Annotated in this window: 19 protein-coding genes and 1 pseudogene; 12 read left to right on the plus strand and 8 right to left on the minus strand. The window is 55.8% G+C overall.

Going from position 1 to position 16,827, the window contains the following annotated elements:
- Positions 1-165: 165 nt before the first annotated feature.
- On the minus strand, positions 166-1,185 hold the full coding sequence (locus ACYZT2_RS07775) for a DUF4917 family protein (RefSeq protein WP_461971341.1): 1,020 nt from the start codon (positions 1,183-1,185) through the stop codon (positions 166-168).
- A 156-nt stretch (positions 1,186-1,341) separates the two neighbouring features.
- Here ACYZT2_RS07775 and yiaY point away from each other — a divergent pair, with 156 nt between their 5' ends.
- The 6 genes from yiaY to ACYZT2_RS07805 all read left to right on the plus strand — a co-directional run bounded on the left by yiaY (position 1,342) and on the right by ACYZT2_RS07805 (position 6,198).
- Complete coding sequence (gene yiaY / locus ACYZT2_RS07780; protein WP_461971342.1) at positions 1,342-2,490, plus strand: L-threonine dehydrogenase; 1,149 nt, start codon at positions 1,342-1,344, stop codon at positions 2,488-2,490.
- A 289-nt stretch (positions 2,491-2,779) separates the two neighbouring features.
- Positions 2,780-3,196 (plus strand): fosfomycin resistance glutathione transferase, encoded by a 417-nt coding sequence (fos, locus tag ACYZT2_RS07785; RefSeq protein WP_461971343.1) that lies wholly within the window; start codon positions 2,780-2,782, stop codon positions 3,194-3,196.
- 64 nt (positions 3,197-3,260) lie between these two features.
- A complete protein-coding gene (locus ACYZT2_RS07790) occupies positions 3,261-3,896 on the plus strand; it encodes a LysE family translocator (RefSeq protein ID WP_461971344.1) in 636 nt (211 codons plus the stop codon).
- Positions 3,897-3,999: 103 nt separating this feature from the next.
- Positions 4,000-5,349 (plus strand): sensor domain-containing protein, encoded by a 1,350-nt coding sequence (locus tag ACYZT2_RS07795; protein ID WP_461973023.1) that lies wholly within the window; start codon positions 4,000-4,002, stop codon positions 5,347-5,349.
- Positions 5,350-5,465: 116 nt separating this feature from the next.
- The gene (locus ACYZT2_RS07800) at positions 5,466-5,621 is read left to right on the plus strand and encodes a stress protein (RefSeq protein ID WP_253551477.1); all 156 of its coding nucleotides are present in this window, start codon (positions 5,466-5,468) and stop codon (positions 5,619-5,621) included.
- Positions 5,622-5,694: 73 nt separating this feature from the next.
- Complete coding sequence (locus ACYZT2_RS07805) at positions 5,695-6,198, plus strand: DUF4142 domain-containing protein (protein ID WP_461971345.1); 504 nt, start codon at positions 5,695-5,697, stop codon at positions 6,196-6,198.
- 69 nt (positions 6,199-6,267) lie between these two features.
- Here ACYZT2_RS07805 and ACYZT2_RS07810 read toward each other — a convergent pair.
- The 3 genes and pseudogenes from ACYZT2_RS07810 to ACYZT2_RS07820 all read right to left on the minus strand — a co-directional run bounded on the left by ACYZT2_RS07810 (position 6,268) and on the right by ACYZT2_RS07820 (position 8,166).
- Positions 6,268-6,581, minus strand: a pseudogene (locus ACYZT2_RS07810) (low affinity iron permease family protein).
- 418 nt (positions 6,582-6,999) lie between these two features.
- Positions 7,000-7,539, minus strand: a complete 540-nt coding sequence (locus tag ACYZT2_RS07815; RefSeq protein ID WP_461973025.1) for an AidA/PixA family protein — start codon at positions 7,537-7,539, stop codon at positions 7,000-7,002.
- 123 nt (positions 7,540-7,662) lie between these two features.
- Positions 7,663-8,166 (minus strand): inclusion body family protein, encoded by a 504-nt coding sequence (locus tag ACYZT2_RS07820; protein ID WP_150654945.1) that lies wholly within the window; start codon positions 8,164-8,166, stop codon positions 7,663-7,665.
- Positions 8,167-8,547: 381 nt separating this feature from the next.
- On the opposite strand from ACYZT2_RS07820, the gene tam reads away from it, so the two are divergent.
- Positions 8,548-9,318, plus strand: a complete 771-nt coding sequence (tam, locus tag ACYZT2_RS07825) for a trans-aconitate 2-methyltransferase (RefSeq protein WP_461971346.1) — start codon at positions 8,548-8,550, stop codon at positions 9,316-9,318.
- 57 nt (positions 9,319-9,375) lie between these two features.
- Here the strand turns inward: tam and ACYZT2_RS07830 are convergent, their stop codons facing one another.
- The 3 genes from ACYZT2_RS07830 to ACYZT2_RS07840 all read right to left on the minus strand — a co-directional run bounded on the left by ACYZT2_RS07830 (position 9,376) and on the right by ACYZT2_RS07840 (position 10,604).
- On the minus strand, positions 9,376-9,783 hold the full coding sequence (locus ACYZT2_RS07830; RefSeq protein ID WP_008074516.1) for a type II toxin-antitoxin system HicB family antitoxin: 408 nt from the start codon (positions 9,781-9,783) through the stop codon (positions 9,376-9,378).
- Positions 9,784-9,819: 36 nt separating this feature from the next.
- On the minus strand, positions 9,820-9,999 hold the full coding sequence (locus tag ACYZT2_RS07835; protein WP_048394018.1) for a type II toxin-antitoxin system HicA family toxin: 180 nt from the start codon (positions 9,997-9,999) through the stop codon (positions 9,820-9,822).
- Between the two features lie 269 nt (positions 10,000-10,268).
- Positions 10,269-10,604, minus strand: coding sequence for a hypothetical protein (locus ACYZT2_RS07840; protein WP_461971347.1), 336 nt, complete (start codon positions 10,602-10,604; stop codon positions 10,269-10,271).
- Between the two features lie 393 nt (positions 10,605-10,997).
- On the opposite strand from ACYZT2_RS07840, the gene ACYZT2_RS07845 reads away from it, so the two are divergent.
- The 5 genes from ACYZT2_RS07845 to ACYZT2_RS07865 are packed head-to-tail and all read left to right on the plus strand — an operon-like array spanning position 10,998 to position 16,022.
- A complete protein-coding gene (locus tag ACYZT2_RS07845; protein ID WP_461971348.1) occupies positions 10,998-12,464 on the plus strand; it encodes a cytochrome c oxidase subunit II in 1,467 nt (488 codons plus the stop codon).
- Between the two features lie 49 nt (positions 12,465-12,513).
- Positions 12,514-14,289 carry a cytochrome c oxidase subunit I gene (ctaD, locus tag ACYZT2_RS07850; RefSeq protein WP_461971349.1) on the plus strand — a complete coding sequence of 592 codons (1,776 nt, stop codon included), beginning with the start codon at positions 12,514-12,516 and terminating at the stop codon, positions 14,287-14,289.
- Positions 14,286-14,972 (plus strand): cytochrome c oxidase subunit 3, encoded by a 687-nt coding sequence (locus ACYZT2_RS07855; RefSeq protein WP_461971350.1) that lies wholly within the window; start codon positions 14,286-14,288, stop codon positions 14,970-14,972. Before ctaD ends, ACYZT2_RS07855 begins: the two co-directional genes overlap by 4 nt.
- Before the next feature lie 6 nt (positions 14,973-14,978).
- Entirely contained in the window at positions 14,979-15,692 is a 714-nt protein-coding gene (locus ACYZT2_RS07860) for a heme-copper oxidase subunit III family protein (protein ID WP_461971351.1), read from the plus strand.
- A 12-nt stretch (positions 15,693-15,704) separates the two neighbouring features.
- Positions 15,705-16,022 carry a cytochrome C oxidase subunit IV family protein gene (locus ACYZT2_RS07865; RefSeq protein ID WP_461971352.1) on the plus strand — a complete coding sequence of 106 codons (318 nt, stop codon included), beginning with the start codon at positions 15,705-15,707 and terminating at the stop codon, positions 16,020-16,022.
- 31 nt (positions 16,023-16,053) lie between these two features.
- Here ACYZT2_RS07865 and ACYZT2_RS07870 read toward each other — a convergent pair whose 3' ends face one another.
- Positions 16,054-16,614 (minus strand): magnesium transporter, encoded by a 561-nt coding sequence (locus tag ACYZT2_RS07870; protein ID WP_461971353.1) that lies wholly within the window; start codon positions 16,612-16,614, stop codon positions 16,054-16,056.
- Positions 16,615-16,827 lie beyond the last annotated feature (213 nt).

Below are 16,827 nucleotides of genomic sequence, written 5' to 3' on the forward strand. Positions count from 1 at the left end.
CACCGGAATACCTATGTGGGAGCGAGCCTGCTCGCGATGAGGCCATAACAGTCAACATAAATATTGAATGTCAGACCGTTATCGCGAGCAGGCTCGCTCCCACATTGGAATGCATTCCCCCTGTGGGAGCGAGCCTGCTCGCGATGGCATTAGGGCCTGTCGCCGCTAAACTTCGACCGGTACGGTCAGCTTGGGACTACCGAGCGCATGCGTCTTCGAATCAAAAAACCGCAGCTCCACTCCCGTCCCCTCGAACACCTTCGCGTAATGCCGCTTCTGATGCTGGATAAACGCCTTGCTGCGCGGGTAAATCGAGATCGCCACCATCTTCGGTTTCGCCTGGCGCAACGCGTGGATGATGTGGCTGTCCTGTTCACCCAGCGCATGACCAAACAGGCACAGTCCCTCGCCATGGCTCAGTAACTGGTCGTAGCAGAACGACAGGTAATCCGAGCTGCGAATGGTTTTGAGCTTGTCCTGGGTCGGGCCTTCGGTGACGAACAGTGGCACGTCGTCGAGGGTCTTGATCGTATTGTTGATGGCGAAACTGCCCAGCAACGTACCTTCAGTCGACATCAGTTTACGCGCCGTGCCGTCCTGATTACGCACCAGATGCAGGCCGCCGTGCAGGTACAGCAGCCGGGTTTTGTCTGTGGCGGTGATGCTCAGATCAAAACGCGGCTCGGTGCCCTGGAACAGATCGGTAATAGCGTCAGGCCGGTGCTGGACCGCCCAGTAGTTGAGCAAGTCGTAATTGGTGGTGAACACCGTTCGATAGCTGCCCAGTTCCTGATTGATCGTCGCCAGCGTCGAGGGCACCACCAACCGCCAAGGGATATGCACCGCATGCACGGTGTTGATCAGCGCTTCCTTGATCGCGTAATAGCGATTGCGCGGCGCCGCAGAACTGACAGCCAACGCCTTGTTGACCCGGCTGGTGGTTTTCAGCGCCCCAAGCACTTGTTCGAAACTGCGCGTCTGCATCGCGTCGAACACGCTCAGTTCGGATTGGCTCAGAGGCTTTTCTTCAACCGTGCGGGCGTTTTCGAACAGCGAGTCATAGCCGAAGTCGTCCCATACCGCACGACTGGCGCCGTTACCCACCAGCAGGCCGCCGAAAGAGGCGGTGGTGCGCAAGGCGTTCCAGTCTTCAAGTTGGGCATCAACATCCTGGAAATCGGTCATTGCGTTCGTTGTCTCAAAGCAAAAGGTCTGATGGACGGCGACTTTATCACGACCCGGCCTTGAGCCAGATCAAGTTACCGCACGACTAATGGGTCGATCCTGTGCGCACCCGCCGGATCGGTGCTGTTGATTCGGCTTCAGCCAGGAGACTCGCGCATGAGCAGTACGTTCTTCATCCCCGCTGTGAACATCATGGGTACCGGTTGCCTCGACGAAGCCATGGACGCCATTCGCAAGTATGGTTTTCGCAAGGCGCTGATCGTCACCGACACCGGGCTGGCCAAGGCTGGCGTGGCGACGATGATTGCCGAGAAACTGGCGTTGCAGGACATCGACTCGGTGATCTTCGACGGCGCCAAGCCGAATCCGAGCATTGCCAACGTCGAACTTGGCCTGGGTCTGCTCAAGGAAAGTCGCTGTGATTTCGTGGTGTCTCTGGGCGGTGGTTCGCCTCACGACTGCGCCAAGGGCATCGCCTTGTGCGCCACAAACGGTGGGACGATTCGTGACTACGAAGGTGTCGATCAATCAACCAAACCGCAATTGCCGCTGATCGCGATCAACACCACCGCCGGCACTGCCAGCGAGATGACCCGTTTTTGCATCATCACCGACGAATCCCGTCACGTGAAAATGGCCATCGTCGATCGCAACGTCACGCCGCTGCTGTCAGTCAACGATCCGGCGCTGATGGTCGCCATGCCCAGGGGCCTGACTGCCGCCACTGGCATGGACGCACTGACCCACGCCATCGAAGCCTACGTCTCCACCGCGGCCAACCCGATTACCGATGCCTGTGCGCTCAAAGCCATCACCTTGATCAGCAATAACCTGCGCCTGGCCGTACGCGACGGCAGTGACATGATTGCGCGGGAAAACATGGCTTACGCGCAGTTCCTCGCCGGTATGGCGTTCAACAATGCGTCCTTGGGTTATGTCCATGCCATGGCTCATCAATTGGGCGGGTTCTACGACTTGCCCCATGGCGTGTGCAACGCGGTGCTGCTGCCTCATGTGCAAAGTTTCAACGCGCTGGTCTGCGCCGACCGCCTGACCGATGTTGCCCGCGCAATGGGCGCCGACATTCACGGGTTCAGCTCCGAGGAGGGCGCTCAGGCAGCGATCGCGGCCATTCGCACCTTGGCCAAGGACGTGGAAATCCCGGCTGGTTTACGTGAGCTCGGTGCCAGGCTCAACGACATCCCGGTGCTTGCCAGCAATGCCATGAAAGACGCCTGTGGACTGACCAATCCACGGGCGGCGGATCAGCGGCAGATCGAGGAAATTTTCCGCAACGCGTTTTAACCAGGGGCATGGTTCGGGCGCAAGCGTTGTTGCTGTGGGGGTTGCCGCAGCAACTGCGTACGCTCGACAAGTTCTGAAATTAGCGGTGCTGGACCGGATGCCATCGCGAGCAGGCTCGCTCCCACAAGGGGTTGGCGTCGGACACAAATCCTGTGCCCGACGCATTCAATGTGGGAGCGAGCCTGCTCGCGATGACTGACTTACAGCCAACAAAAAACCTGCGGCTATACGCTCAAGGACGTTTAAGTTGTACGCTCCGCTCGGAACCAGCCTCAAGGTTACTAAACCCATGCTAACCGGCCTCAACCACCTGACCCTCACCGTCACCGACCTGAACCGCAGCGTGGCGTTCTATCGCGATCTGCTGCAACTCCAGCTAGAAGCCACGTGGGACACCGGCGCTTATCTCTCATTACCTGGTCTGTGGTTGTGCCTTTCTCTCGATCCGCTACGCGAATCCGCGCCCGCTGCTGACTACACTCATTACGCCTTCAGTATCGGCGCTACGGACTTCCCGTTGTTCGCCGAACGCCTGCGATCGGCCAATGTGCGGGAATGGCGGGACAACCGCAGCGAAGGCGCGTCGTTCTATTTTCTCGACCCGGACGGGCACAAGCTTGAGGCGCATGTCGGGGATCTGGCGTCGCGGCTGGCGGCGTGTCGGCAACGGCCGTATGCGGGGATGAAGTTCTTCGACGATCGTTAAGTCGATGCTTGGGGTCCTGAGATAGACTTGCGTCCATTCACCCGGCGTTTCAACAGGTATTCCCATGACTCCATCGCTGCTAATGGCCGTTCTCGCCTCGGGCTTCATTTATGGCATCACGCCGGGACCGGGCGTGCTAGCGGTGTTTGGCATCGGCGCGGCGCGCGGGCGGCGGGCCGGAGCGGGGTTTCTGTGCGGGCATTTGCTGGGCGACGTGGTCTGGTGCAGCACGGCGCTGATCGCGATTGTCGGTGCGCGGGAAATCGGCAGCACTGCGTTCGATGTGCTGGGCGTGTTCAGTGGGCTCTACCTGTTCTGGCTGGGGCTGCGCGCGGTCCGGGCTCGCCGCGGCACCGATGCACCTCAGGGGCCGGCGCGGCAGCCGTTCTGGCACGGCATCATGTTCGGTCTGACCAACCCCAAGGCTTATCCGGTGGCAGTGGCGACTTTCACTGCGCTGTTGTCCAGCCGTGCAGAATTGCTGCATTGGTCGATGCTGCCATGGTTGATCGTCCTGAGCTTCGTTGGTGGTCTTATGGCCTACGCTATTCTCATAGGCATCGTCGGTGCGCGTCAGGTGCGCACGCTGTATCAGCGACATGAACTGGCGATCACCCGGTTGTGCGGGGTAATGTTCATCGGTTTTGCCATCAATGCCCTGGTGCATGCGCTGCCGGGGCTGGTGACGAACAAGGCTTGAGGCTGATCGCAGGGAAGCATCAGCTGCACAGTCATCGCTCGGGCGTATGACCGGTCAAGGAGGGTTGTTCAATGTTGCATTGTCCGGACACGCTCTCGGCATCATGGAAAGCAGAAACTCCGAACCACTGGCGAGCTACATCGACCTCTTGCTGGACGCCGTCTGTGCGGTGGACAAACAAGGTCGCTTCGTATTTGTCAGCGCGGCCTGCGAGCGCATTTTCGGTTATACCCCCGACGAGTTGATCGGCCAGCCGATGATTGACCTGGTGCACCCCGCCGACCGACAGCGCACTCTCGACGCCGCGCGGGAGATCATGGGCGGCGAGCCCAAGCTGAATTTCGAAAATCGTTACCTGCGCAAGGACGGTCGGGTGGCGCACATTCTCTGGTCGGCGCGCTGGTCGGAGGTCGATCAGCTGCGCATTGCCGTGGCGCGCGACATCACCGAGCGCAAACAGGCCGAGTCTCGGCAAGCAGCGTTGTATGCCATCTCCGAAGCGGCCCACGCGGCGGAAGATCTGCTGGCGCTGTTCAAACGCATCCATTCGATTATCGGCGAATGGCTCCCGGCATTGAATTTCTCCGTGGCGCTGTATGACGAGCACTGCGCGAAGCTGAATTTTCCCTATCACGTCGACGACCGTGAACCGCAACCCGAGGAGCCCGGGACGGTGACCGGGCGTCTTTGCAGTGAAGTGATTCGCAGCGGCTTGCCGATCCTGCTGACCCCGGATCAGGACAATCCGCCGGCAGGGTTTGCGGCACTGGTCGCGGGACAGGATTCGCCCTGCTGGCTGGGCGTGCCATTGAGTTCGAAGAACGGCACCATTGGCGCGTTGATCGTTAAAAGCGTACCGGGTGGCGAGCGTTATACCGAGCAAGACAAGGAACTGCTGCAGTATGTTTGCGCTCAGGTCGCGACCGCTATCGAGCGCAAGCAATTGCATGCCCGGCTCCAGCGCATGGCTCAATACGATCAACTGACTCAGTTACCCAATCGCGAGTTGCTGCGCGAACGCCTCAAAGCCTCACTGGCGCTGGCCCGAGCAGACTCCGGTCGAATGGCATTGCTCTACGTCGACCTCGACCGCTTCAAGCATGTCAACGACACCCACGGTCATACGGTTGGCGACATGCTGCTGCAAGCGGTCGCCAATCGGCTCAAGGGCTGCGTGCGGGAAACCGACACCGTGGCGCGCATCGGCGGTGATGAATTTGTCGTGTTGTTGCACAGCATCCACGCCGCGGAGGATGCCGAGAGTGTGGCGGGAAAGATCCGCCAGGTGCTGATTCAACCTATGCGCCTGGACGGGCATAACCTGAACATCCATCCGAGCATTGGCGTTGCGCGCTACCCCGAACATGGGACTGAAGAAAATCAGTTGTTCAGGCATGCCGATGAGGCGATGTACAGCGCCAAGCGCCAGCAGCATCTGCGTCTCGGGGCCTGAAAACCCGCCACCGTTCGTCGCAGCGTTGCCAGTTTTTCTAAACCTTTTTGGCGATGGAAATTCTTATTCTATGCGGGCGGCTGCTCGCAGCGATCATCACCAAGAGGATGAGAACCATGCCTACTTCAAAAAATCCAAGTCCGGGTAGTTCCCACGATCGAACGAAGGCGTCTGAATCGGGTCGCAAAGGTGGGAAAACCACCACGACGACCGTTGATAAAGACTCCGCGAAAGGCGGCATGGGCCGCAAAGGTGGTCAGAAATCCCGGTAATAGTGAAAGTGGTTTTATTAAAAGACGGGGGCGAAAGCCCCCGTTGGAATTTTCAAAGAAGGAGGGCGCGACCATGAGCCGGATGGCCACCCGTTTACGCAATATCAGTTTTGTCACGTTACTGGGTCTGTTTGCCAGCAGTGCCTTTGCCCAGTCAGCTGCCGAATTCATCAACGAAGCGTCGGCCAAAGGCATGGCCGACATCGAAGCCAGTCGCCTGGCGCACCAGAAAACCGAGTCCAAACAGGTCAAGGATTACACCATCGTGGTGATCAACGACCTGACCACCGCCAACCAGCATCTGGCGAAAATTGCCAAGGAACTTGATTTACCGGTTGCGCCACGCGAAGAGGTGATGGACAAGGCCAAGGCGTTAATCCCGGAGGTAAAGGACGATGCGTCCTTCGATCAGGCATACGCCGCCAATCAGGTGAAGACCACGCAAGAATCCATCGAGCAGCTTCAACAACAAGCGCAGACCACGGACGTGCCGCAAATCAAAGCGTTCGCCGAAGAAACCTTGCCCAAACTGCAAAATCACCTGCAAATGGCCAGAGAGCTACAAGCCAGTCGTTAGCACCCCTCGTTAGCACCAATGGCGCGGGTGACGTCGCCGGTCACCCGCGGGGCAGGGATCAACATTCATTCAATCCTGTTTCTTTGTTTCCGGTACGACTGTGCCGTCCAGGGCAATCGTTTCGCCCTCACCGAGGTGGCGATATTTCTTTCTCAATTCTTCCAGCTGTTTGATGTGTCGCGGTTCTGGGTGTTCTGGATCAGGAACACCATCAGGAAGGTGATGATGGTGGTCGAGGTGTTGATGATCAGTTGCCAGGTATCGTTGAAATGAAAAATCGGCCCGCTCAAACCCCAAAGTGCAATCAGAATGATCGCCATCAGAAAAGTCCGAGGATAGCCGGCCCACAGGGAGAGTTTCTGTGCGATTTTCGCGAATTTCATTGCCGTATTCCTCATAAGGATGCGCCTGATTTTCAGACAGCACGGGCATAACGAAAATTCTGCTGAATATTGCCTGCTGGGAGCGGAAAACCAATGCGTTGAAACCTCTGTCAGTGCCGATCGTTCGGGGTCGAGAAAGTCGCAACCATTTCCACTGACATGGGTCACTACTTCAAGCCCATGAAACTGGAGAACAGCATGAACTTCCCTCGCACGTTTTACCTTTGCTGCTGCCTGCTTGCGCTACAGGGTTGCTTCGATAATTCCGATAACGAGACTAAAGACAATACTGACGGCACCAAGTCTTCGGTGCAGATGCAGGAGAAGGGGGCGGATGATAAATAGCGGTGAGTCGTTGCTATACCGCTGAGCTAATCGAGAAGCCGGCCCTTGAGGCCGGTTTTTTATGGATGTTTATTCACGCCGATAGCGTCATCTCAGTCTTCCAGCTGAAGTACCCCAACGCTTCACAGCGCTGGTTGATCAGCATGAAGCTCAGTTCGCAGGCGACCACGCCTGGGGTCAGTTGCGAGCATTCCCAGTAATGATCATCGGCCTTGTGGCTGCCCGGTTGGGTCGGGTTGACGGGGTCGGGCGCGGGGACTGTCTGCTCACCATGGACGAGCAGTTTGGGCGGCGAAAGCACCCCGCCATCGTCCACCGTCATGTTGTGAAATACCACGCTGTGTTCGGCCAGCAAGCTGACGGTTCTGCCGCGGATATGGAAGACTTTCCCGTTGTTGGCTGTCAGTGTTATTTTGCTGTCATTTTTAGTATTTTTCGTTATTTCTATACCGCTGATGGCAAAGATGAAACCGTCTTCAATCACCGTCGGTTTTTGCGGTTCAAGACTGGGTTGCGGATAACGGGAAAGCAGCGATTCGGCATCGACGATCAGCAGCACATTATTGGCTGTCACGACGCTCGCCGAAGGGGAGGTAATCGGTTCTGAAGTCATCATGGATTCCTTTCATGATGTTGACGCATATCGATAGCCGCTTCGGTCACGCAAGAAATCCATTCCAGCCGAGGCGGCAACGAGCCCGGTAGGCCCCTCGTTGCCAAGGGGCCCGGCCCATCATCAGTTACGGATGGTAATGAACGGATCCCACGAGCAGCAGCCAACGATTTTGCAGTCGCGATCCACGATCAGGAAGTGGAAGTGATAGGTCACGCTGCCGCACGAAAGTGTTTCCGAAGACCAGTAATGGTTATCGACTTTCTGGCAGCTGGGCACCGATGGGTTGCTGGTGTTAGGGACGGCGACGCAGGCAGTAGCCTTGCGTGGTGTGGGCGTGGAGATCAACTCGTTGCCTACGTTACCGATGAATTTGTAGAAAATAACAGCAGTCTCGAAGCTCTGCGACAGGCTGGTTTCACGCCAGCGAATCAGATCGCCTACCTGGGCTTTCAGGTTGAGTTCGCCACCGGCCTGGCCACTCACCACGTTGTTCTGATTGGTCACCATGTACACATGATTGACGTCGATCAGCGTTGGCGCAGCAGGGTTTTTGCTGATGTTCGGGTAGTTTTTCAGAATGGTTTCGGTGTCGATCGAAACAAGTACATCCGTGACTCGAGACATAGTAACGCTCCTTTGAACATAGTGATTACCTGGCTACCTACCAGGTACGACAACGCTTGTTTGCCTTGCGGCCGTTGCGAACACACTACTGGGGAACCCACTCGATCACGGGGTACGAGCTGGCCTTGCTCCTTGCCTTGAAATGACGGGTTGGGTTCCTTCCAACAGGCCGCGATAGGACTATAGATGCCATTTTTATACTGTCAAAATCGCTTTGCCTGTCGGTCGACGAACGGTCCTTTTGGTTATGATTTCCAATGAATCGGCGATAAGAAAAGGTCCCTACTCCAAAAGTCGGGATAGGGCGAAGCATACCGGTCGATGTATCGTAGCGAACCGGTTGTCAGCCTCTGGCTACAACTGCACCGACAGGAGAGCGATATGAGTTGGTCCGCCAAACAATACGTAGCTTTTGAAGATGAGCGCACGCGCCCGGCGCGTGATTTGCTGGCCGCCATCCCCGCAGTGGACGTCCAATCGGCAATCGACATCGGCTGCGGCCCCGGCAATTCGACCGAGTTGCTGGTGCAGCGTTTTCCCAATGCCACGGTGCGAGGGGTGGACAGTTCACCCGATATGATCGAGGCCGCTCGCAAGCGTTTGCCTCACTTGCGTTTCGACACTGCTGACATTGATACCTGGAATGAGACCGGCCCGTTCGATGTGATTTTTGCCAACGCTGTATTGCAGTGGCTACCCGATCACGCCCGGTTGCTGCCGTCATTGGTGACCAGGCTTGCGCCCGGCGGTAGCCTGGCGATTCAGATGCCCGACAACCTCAATGAGCCGTCGCACAGGTTGATGCGCGAGGTCGCAGCGAACGGCCCTTGGGCTGACAAACTGGCGGGTGTCGCTGGGCTGCGAACGGAAATGGAGGATGCGGGTGGTTACTACTCGATGCTGCGTGCCCACTGCACCCGGGTCGATGTATGGCGCACCACTTACTACCATCCACTCACGGACGGCGCATCGGGCGTGGTCGAGTGGTTCAAGGGCAGCGGTTTGGGACCTTTTCTTGAGCCGCTGAATGAAGCGGAGCGGGTTCAGTATCTCAAGCAGTATCAGGCGGCGATCGAGCAGGCCTATCCGGCGCTGAGCGATGGTTCGGTGTTGTTGCCGTTTCCGCGGTTGTTCATGGTGGCGACGCGCTGATGTAAAGAGGGACAGGGCTTGGTCGTTTGTCCCTTTGGTTTACCAGCCTTCGAACCATTAGCCCTGCTGCAAAACCTTGAGCGCCGCCGAGGCCAGAAATCCGGAGCGACTTTTTTCTTCTGGATGATGCAGTACGTATTCGTCGATGCGGTTGAGCAGGTAGCCGGGCAGGGTGATGTTGAGTTTCTGGGCCTTGCCCAGGTATTTGGTGACATCGATGTCCACCACGGCCCACGTACACCCTGCGTACTGCGGATTGGCCGCATGCAAGGTCACTTTGTTGGCGGGCGGAATCGGTGATCCGTCTTCGGCCAGTATTTCGAAATGGCCTTCGATCGCTTCGCGCGCCATGGCCATGGCGTCATCCAGATCCTCCCCGGCGGAGAAACAACCCGGAATATCCGGTACTTCCACACCCCAGGCGTGTTCGTCATCGCCCATGGAAATTGCAATTGGGTAAAGCATGTTCGTCATCCTCCGAAGGCGCTGTCCATCGGCTCGTCAGAGCAGCGCCTGTTGCAAAATACTAATGGCCGTTTTTTTGAGCAGATCTTTTTTCGGATGAGGAACCGTTACCAGTCCCGGCTTGGTCGGATGCTTGAAATGGTGATGGCTCCCCTTGATTCGCACCAGATACCAGCCGTCTGCGACGATTTGGCTTATCAAAAACCGGCTATTCACATCACCTCCTTGTGGTGTGCTTGTGGTTACTATACCTACTGAAATTCAGTAATCAACACTATAACCACCAATACATCCTGAGTAGGGATGGAAGAGCGGCATGAAACGAGTCTAGGAGGGCATGTCGCGATGGTTTGGGGAGATTCCGTTTTCTGTATTGCAGGGTTTTGCCACGGCGTTGAAGGGCGAGGGTCGCTCAAATTTCAGGCATAAAAAACCGGCCACTTCGGACCGGTTCTTGCGTTCCCCCGAGAATCACGTAGTAGCTTCTAAATCAGCTGATCAATCAAAACCGCGTTGGAATAGATCAAGCTTCCATCGCTCGCTCGATGCCCGACCAAATGGAACTGACCGCGCCCGTGCTGCAAGTAGACGCGCATTTGGCAGTCGGACAAGGGGCCGTATCCCTCTGGCAGGATCAACTCCATTGAGTTCATGTCGACATCGACCATGGCTTCACGCTCATGGGTTTTCTGTAGGCGTTCTTCAGCTTGCTCCAGACGCAGATGGAGGGGGCCATCGACATCAAAGCTGATCTCACCCACCGGGGTGGACTTTGGGGCGCCGCTGGGTTTGCACCAGCCTTCGATCGTCAGGTTACTCATGACGAAATCTCCGTCGTGGACTGCTGGACTCTGTAGCTCTTGTCTCTTCTCAAGCCATCCGCTTCTGGCCAGTTCTGCCATCCCGTCATCAGAATTGAGTATAGCTGGCAACCGGACCTCGCTTGCTTGTACCCGCATCAGTTCGCTACGCCATTTAGCACGTAATGCTGATATCCATAGGTGTATGTAGCGAATAGCTTTAAATGATTAACTTAATGTTCGAATTGGAATATCTGGCCAGCAGGTTTTTCAGAAAAAGCGCTTGTTCCGTCCATGCACTATACTTCTTGCGGACTTTGCCGTCGGAATGGATGGTACTTGTCTGCCCTGCTTGGACGTCAGTGGCGATGCGTTTGCATAACCAGTGAACAACAGGAATAGGATGAAGAGAAAATGGCAATAGCAATTATCTTGATACTAATCGTTATTGCATCAGTGTTGTTCCATATACTAGCGCCTTGGCATGCGACTCCGGCAGCTTCCAACTGGGGATCAATAGACACCACCCTGTTCATCACCCTGATCATTAGCGGAATATTTTTCATCGCCATCACCGTATTTATGGCTGTCGCCGTGATGCGTTATCGTCACAAGGAGGGCACCAGGGCGCACTACCAGCCAGAAAGTAAAAAGTTGGAAACATGGTTAATTATCGTGACCTCGGTAGGTATTGCCGCGATGTTGGCGCCAGGTCTGGTGGTTTACAATGATTTCATCCAAGTGCCGAAAAATGCTTATGAACTTGAAGTGGTCGCCCAGCAGTGGCAGTGGGCCTTTCGTTTTGCCGGCCAGGACGGGAAGTTGGGTAAATCGGATATCAAGTTTGTTGATTTCACCAATCCCCTCGGCCTTGATCCCAAAGATCCTGTTGGGCAGGATGATGTGCTTATAAAAAACAATGAAGTTCGCCTTCCGCTCGATCAGCCAGTGAAAGTTTTACTGCGTTCTAAAGATGTGCTGCACAATTTCTATATTCCGCAAATTCGCAGCAAGATGGACATGGTGCCGGGGATGGTGTCGTACTTTTGGTTTACGCCGACCAAAACCGGGAAATATGAAATCCTTTGCGCTGAATATTGTGGCGTAGGTCATTACAACATGCGCGGCCAGATGATTGTGGAAGAGCAGGGCGCCTTCGATCAATGGCTGAATAGCCAACCAACTTTTGCGCAGACATTAACGACAGCTGCCAAACCCAGTCAGGACAGCGTGCTGGAAAAAGGTCGCTTGCTGGTCGAACAATATGGCTGCGGTGCCTGCCATAGCCAGGATGGCAGTACCCGTCTCGGCCCGGGATGGAAGGGGCTGTACGGCCGCACTGAACAGCTTGCCGATGGCACCAGTGCGCTGGTCGATGAGGCCTACTTGAAAGAGTCGATCCTCGATCCGAAGGCCCGACTGGTACAGGGCTACCCGCCAGTCATGGTGGCCTATACTCTCACTGAAGATGAACTGGGTGCTGTCGTCGCCCTGATCAAATCACTGGGTGTCGCGCAGCAAGAATCTTCTGCCAGCGAAAAACTGGACAGAGGTGACGACTTGGCGACGCAGGGGCAGCGACTGGCCGAGTCGCTCGGCTGTCTGGCCTGTCACAGTGTCGATGGCAGCAAGGGTGTGGGCCCCACCTGGCAAGGCCTGTATGGCGAGACAGAACCCCTTTCCGACGGAACGAGTATCAAGGTCGATGATGGCTATATAGAGGATTCGATTCTTAATCCCAATGCCAAAATCGTCAAAGGCTATGCAGCCGTCATGCCGGCCTTTGCTCCGAGTGATCAGGAGTTGAACGCACTGATCGCTTTTATCAAATCCAAAGCGAATGCCGACGCTGATGCGAGCAAGGCGGAGCCAGGGAAGTAGCCGTAAAGCAGCCAGGAATGCACCGAAACTTCGACATGAGGATGACGTGATGGCCTATGCGGAGCAAGCCGAAACAGAAGCACTGCACGAACCTAAAAGCTTCCTGACCAAATATATCTGGAGTCAGGACCACAAGGTCATAGCCATTCAATATTCCTTGACGGCTCTATTCGTGGGCGTTATCGCCGTGGTGTTGTCCGGCTTGATGCGCATACAGCTTGGCTTCCCCGGCACTTTGGAGTTCATGGACGCCAGTGCTTACTATCAAGCGATGACCATGCACGGCATGATCATGGTCATTTACTTGCTGACGGCCTTGTTTCTGGGTGGCTTCGGTAACTATCTGATCCCGCTGATGGTGGGCGCCCGCGACATGGTCTTCCCCTATGTCAACATGCTGAGTTACTGGTTCTACCTGCTAGCAGTAGTGGTCTTGCTCTCCAGTTTCTTTGTCCCCGGCGGCCCCACCGGTTCGGGCTGGACGCTCTATCCACCACAGTCCATTTCTCAGGGAACACCGGGGGTCGAGTGGGGCATCGTCCTGATGCTTGTCTCACTGGCTATTTTTATTGTTGCAGCCACCATGGGCGGGTTGAACTATGTAACCACGGTGTTACAGGCGCGCACGCACGGCATGACATTGTTTCGCATGCCGCTCTCCGTATGGGGCATCTTCATGGCCTCGATCATGGCGTTGCTGGCCTTCCCGGCGTTGTTCGTCAGTGCGGTCATGATGTTGTTTGACAAGCTGTTGGGCACCAGCTTCTTTATGCCGGCGATGATCTCGCTGGGGCAGCAGATCGATCACCAGGGTGGCAGCCCCATATTATTCCAGCACCTGTTCTGGTTCTTCGGCCACCCGGAGGTCTACATCGTGGCTCTCCCTGCGTTTGGTCTGGTTTCCGACTTGATCAGCACGCATGCGCGTAAAAATATCTTCGGCTACCGAATGATGGTGTGGGCCATTATTGCGATTGGCGTACTCAGCTTTGTGGTCTGGGCGCACCATATGTATGTCAGCGGAATGAACCCGTACTTTGGCTTTTTCTTCGCCGTCACCACCTTGATCATCGCGGTGCCGACCGCACTGAAAGTCTACAACTGGGTGCTGACCCTGTGGCGGGGCGACATCCATCTGACCGTGCCAATGCTGTTTGCCCTGGCCTTTATCGTCACCTTCCTGGTCGGCGGTTTGACCGGGTTGTTTCTGGGCAATGTGATCGTGGATATTCCGCTCTCGGACACCTATTTCGTCGTAGCCCATTTTCATATGGTCATGGGGGTCGCACCGGTATTGGTGGTGTTCGGCGGCATTTATCATTGGTTCCCGAAAGTAACCGGGCGCATGTTGAACGACACCCTGGGCAAGCTGCATTTCTGGATTACCTTTCTGGGCACCTACGCCATCTTCTTCCCCATGCACTACCTGGGTTTTCAGGGCATGCCACGCCGTTACTACGCCTATGAAAATTACGCGTTCATCCCGCAGTCGGCGCAAGAGTTGAATGCCTTCATTACGGTGATCGCATTGATCGTTGGCGTTTCCCAACTGCTATTCCTGTTCAACCTGGCCTGGAGTGCATTCAAGGGCAAACCCGCAGGCAGTAATCCGTGGGGTGCGGCCAGTCTGGAATGGCAAACGCCGAACACCCCGCCGATACACGGTAACTGGGGAGCGAAGTTGCCGGTCGTGCATCGTTGGGCCTATGACTACAGTGTGCCGGGGATAGAACAGGATTTCGTTCCGCAAACGGTCTCCGCCGAGGAGCTGGAGCAGATGCGGCAACTGAGTGCCGGAACCAAGATAGCGGACGTTAAAACATGAAAAGGCTGCTATTGAGAAACGCCGACGGCGCTGACCCCGGCGGCAGTTGGAGTCGCGATTCTGGGGGTACCACCGAGGGTGCCGATAGAAGCCAGATCGCAAGAGTGGGCCTGCGCTTGTTTCTGGTGGTGGTGAGCTCGTTATTCTTTCTCTTCCTGTTCGCCTTTATTGCCCGTTCACAAATGGCCGACTGGCTCCCTCTGACAGACCCCTTGGCGCCGTTAGCCAATCTCTGGCAGCTATGGCTGAATTCGGCTTTTCTGGTATTGAGTTGCATTGCACTGCAGTGGTCGCGGATGGCCGCCCGGCAGGCTCGCCTGGACGCAACGGTCATTGGTTTTGCATTGGGGGGCGTATTTTCCATTGCCTTTCTGGTGGGGCAACTCTGGGTCTGGCAGCAGTTTGTCGCCTGGGGCTACTTTGTCGCCAGCAATCCGGCCAACAGTTTTTTCTACTTGTTGACCGGCCTGCATGGGCTCCACCTGCTGGGCGGGTTGATAGCCTGGAGCATAATCGTCGCTAAATTCCTGCATCGCGTGCCGTTGGCGCAACTTAGCGTCAGCGTAGAGCTCTGTACCATCTATTGGCATTACTTACTGGGTCTTTGGTTCGTGCTATTCGCTTTGCTGGCGAGCACGCCGGAAACCTATGAAGCCATCGCCAGATTCTGCGGCCTGAGGTGAAAAGCCATGGCATCGCACCCATTTGCCCCAGGCGAATCCAGTTCATCCAATCCAACAGACTCACCGCCTGCTTCGGGATGGCAGGGCATCGCCAGCGACTGGGCCTCGGATAGAGAGGTCTTCAAGCAGGTCCCTTGGGGCAAGGCGATGATGTGGATATTCCTGCTCAGCGATACTTTTATATTCACCTGTTTTTTAGTCGGCTACATGTCGGTACGCATGACCATCACCACTGCCTGGCCGAACCCCAGTGAAGTGTTCGCATTGACGATTGCCGGTAAGGAGATCCCCCTTATTCTGATCGCCATCATGACCTTTGTGCTGATCAGTAGCAGCGGCACCATGGCCATGGCCGTTAATTTCGCCTATCGCCGTGATCGCGCGAAAACCGCTGCCCTGATGCTGGCGACCGCGGCCTTGGGGGTGGCCTTCGTCGGCATGCAGGCATTTGAATGGACCAAGCTCATCGCAGAAGGGGTGCGTCCCTGGGGGAACCCCATGGGGGCGGCGCAATTTGGTGCCAGCTTTTTCATGATTACCGGTTTCCACGGACTGCATGTGTCAATCGGCGCCCTCTACCTCAGCATTGTGGCGCTGAAAGTAATGCGGGGAGATTATGAGCGCTCCGGAAACTATCAGAACGTCGAGATAGCCGGGCTCTACTGGCACTTCGTGGATTTGGTGTGGGTGTTTATTTTTGCTTTCTTCTATTTATGGTAGAGGAGCACGGTGATGACACATGCTCAGGGTCAGCAACATCCAATCAGTCTGTACCTTAAAATCTGGGGGCTGTTATTCGTCCTCAGCACGTTGTCGTATCTTGTCGACTATTTCCAATTCCATGGCTACCTTCGGTGGTCCCTGATTATCACTTTCATGTTGTTGAAGGCAGGTTTGATTGTCTCCATCTTCATGCACATGGCCTGGGAACGGTTGACCATGGTCTACGCCATATTGTTGCCACCTTTGTGTTTGCTGGTGCTCGTCGGACTGATGGCCACCGAGGCAGACTATGTGTTCCTCAGTCGGGTCATTTCCTTCGGCCAATAAGCAGTTTCCGGATGGCCTTGAGTCTTCAGGGCTAACCCGATATCACTCGCTTGAACTGATGCCATTTGTGCTGCCAGGCCACTGTCCAGTGGGGAGCAGCCGTTCCCGTGCCGGCGACCGTCAGCGTTGGATGATGTTCGATTACCCGGTCCAATACCGGTTCCTGATCCGGTTCAACATCCACGAAGAAGATATGTTTTCCCTCTTCTACCATCTGCTTAAAATTGCGGAAGTGAGCGTTCGGCACCTGGATACCAAAAAAGCCGCCTTCCCAGATGCAGAAGCCAAATATAACAATGGCCAGGAAGATAAAAGGCACCCAGCCTGCGGCGGATTCGGTCCAGCCCATCCAATAGGCGCCGGCAAGGACTAGCGCCGCGAGTGGCAGACCGACCACAGCACCAATCTCGCCAGAGTGAACAACATCCTGTTTCATTAACGAGTTAACCTCGTGGAGATGATGTTCTTCAACATCAGCAACTTGTTCACTGAGCACATGAATTTGTTCGGTATTGATGCCGTTGGCTTCCAGTTCATTTTCAACGGCTTCGAGATCGTCGAGATTGTCACTGATGTAATAGTGCCTATTCATGCCACACCTCCCATCTCGTGTTGGCTGTAGACCTCCTCTGTCCTGCAGCCGCTAACTGAGATTTGCAGTCGGTATCTGTGTCCATGGGGAACGTTGCACGCTTCATGCAATTCGTAGGAAGTATAGCATTCGCTAGTATGCGGGGCGGGCGGCGTCAAGGTCTGGGGGGGGCAGCATTGGTGCTTGGCGCGCGCCGACGAATTCTGCATTGCA

This window comes from Pseudomonas sp. MDT1-85 (assembly GCF_054898065.1).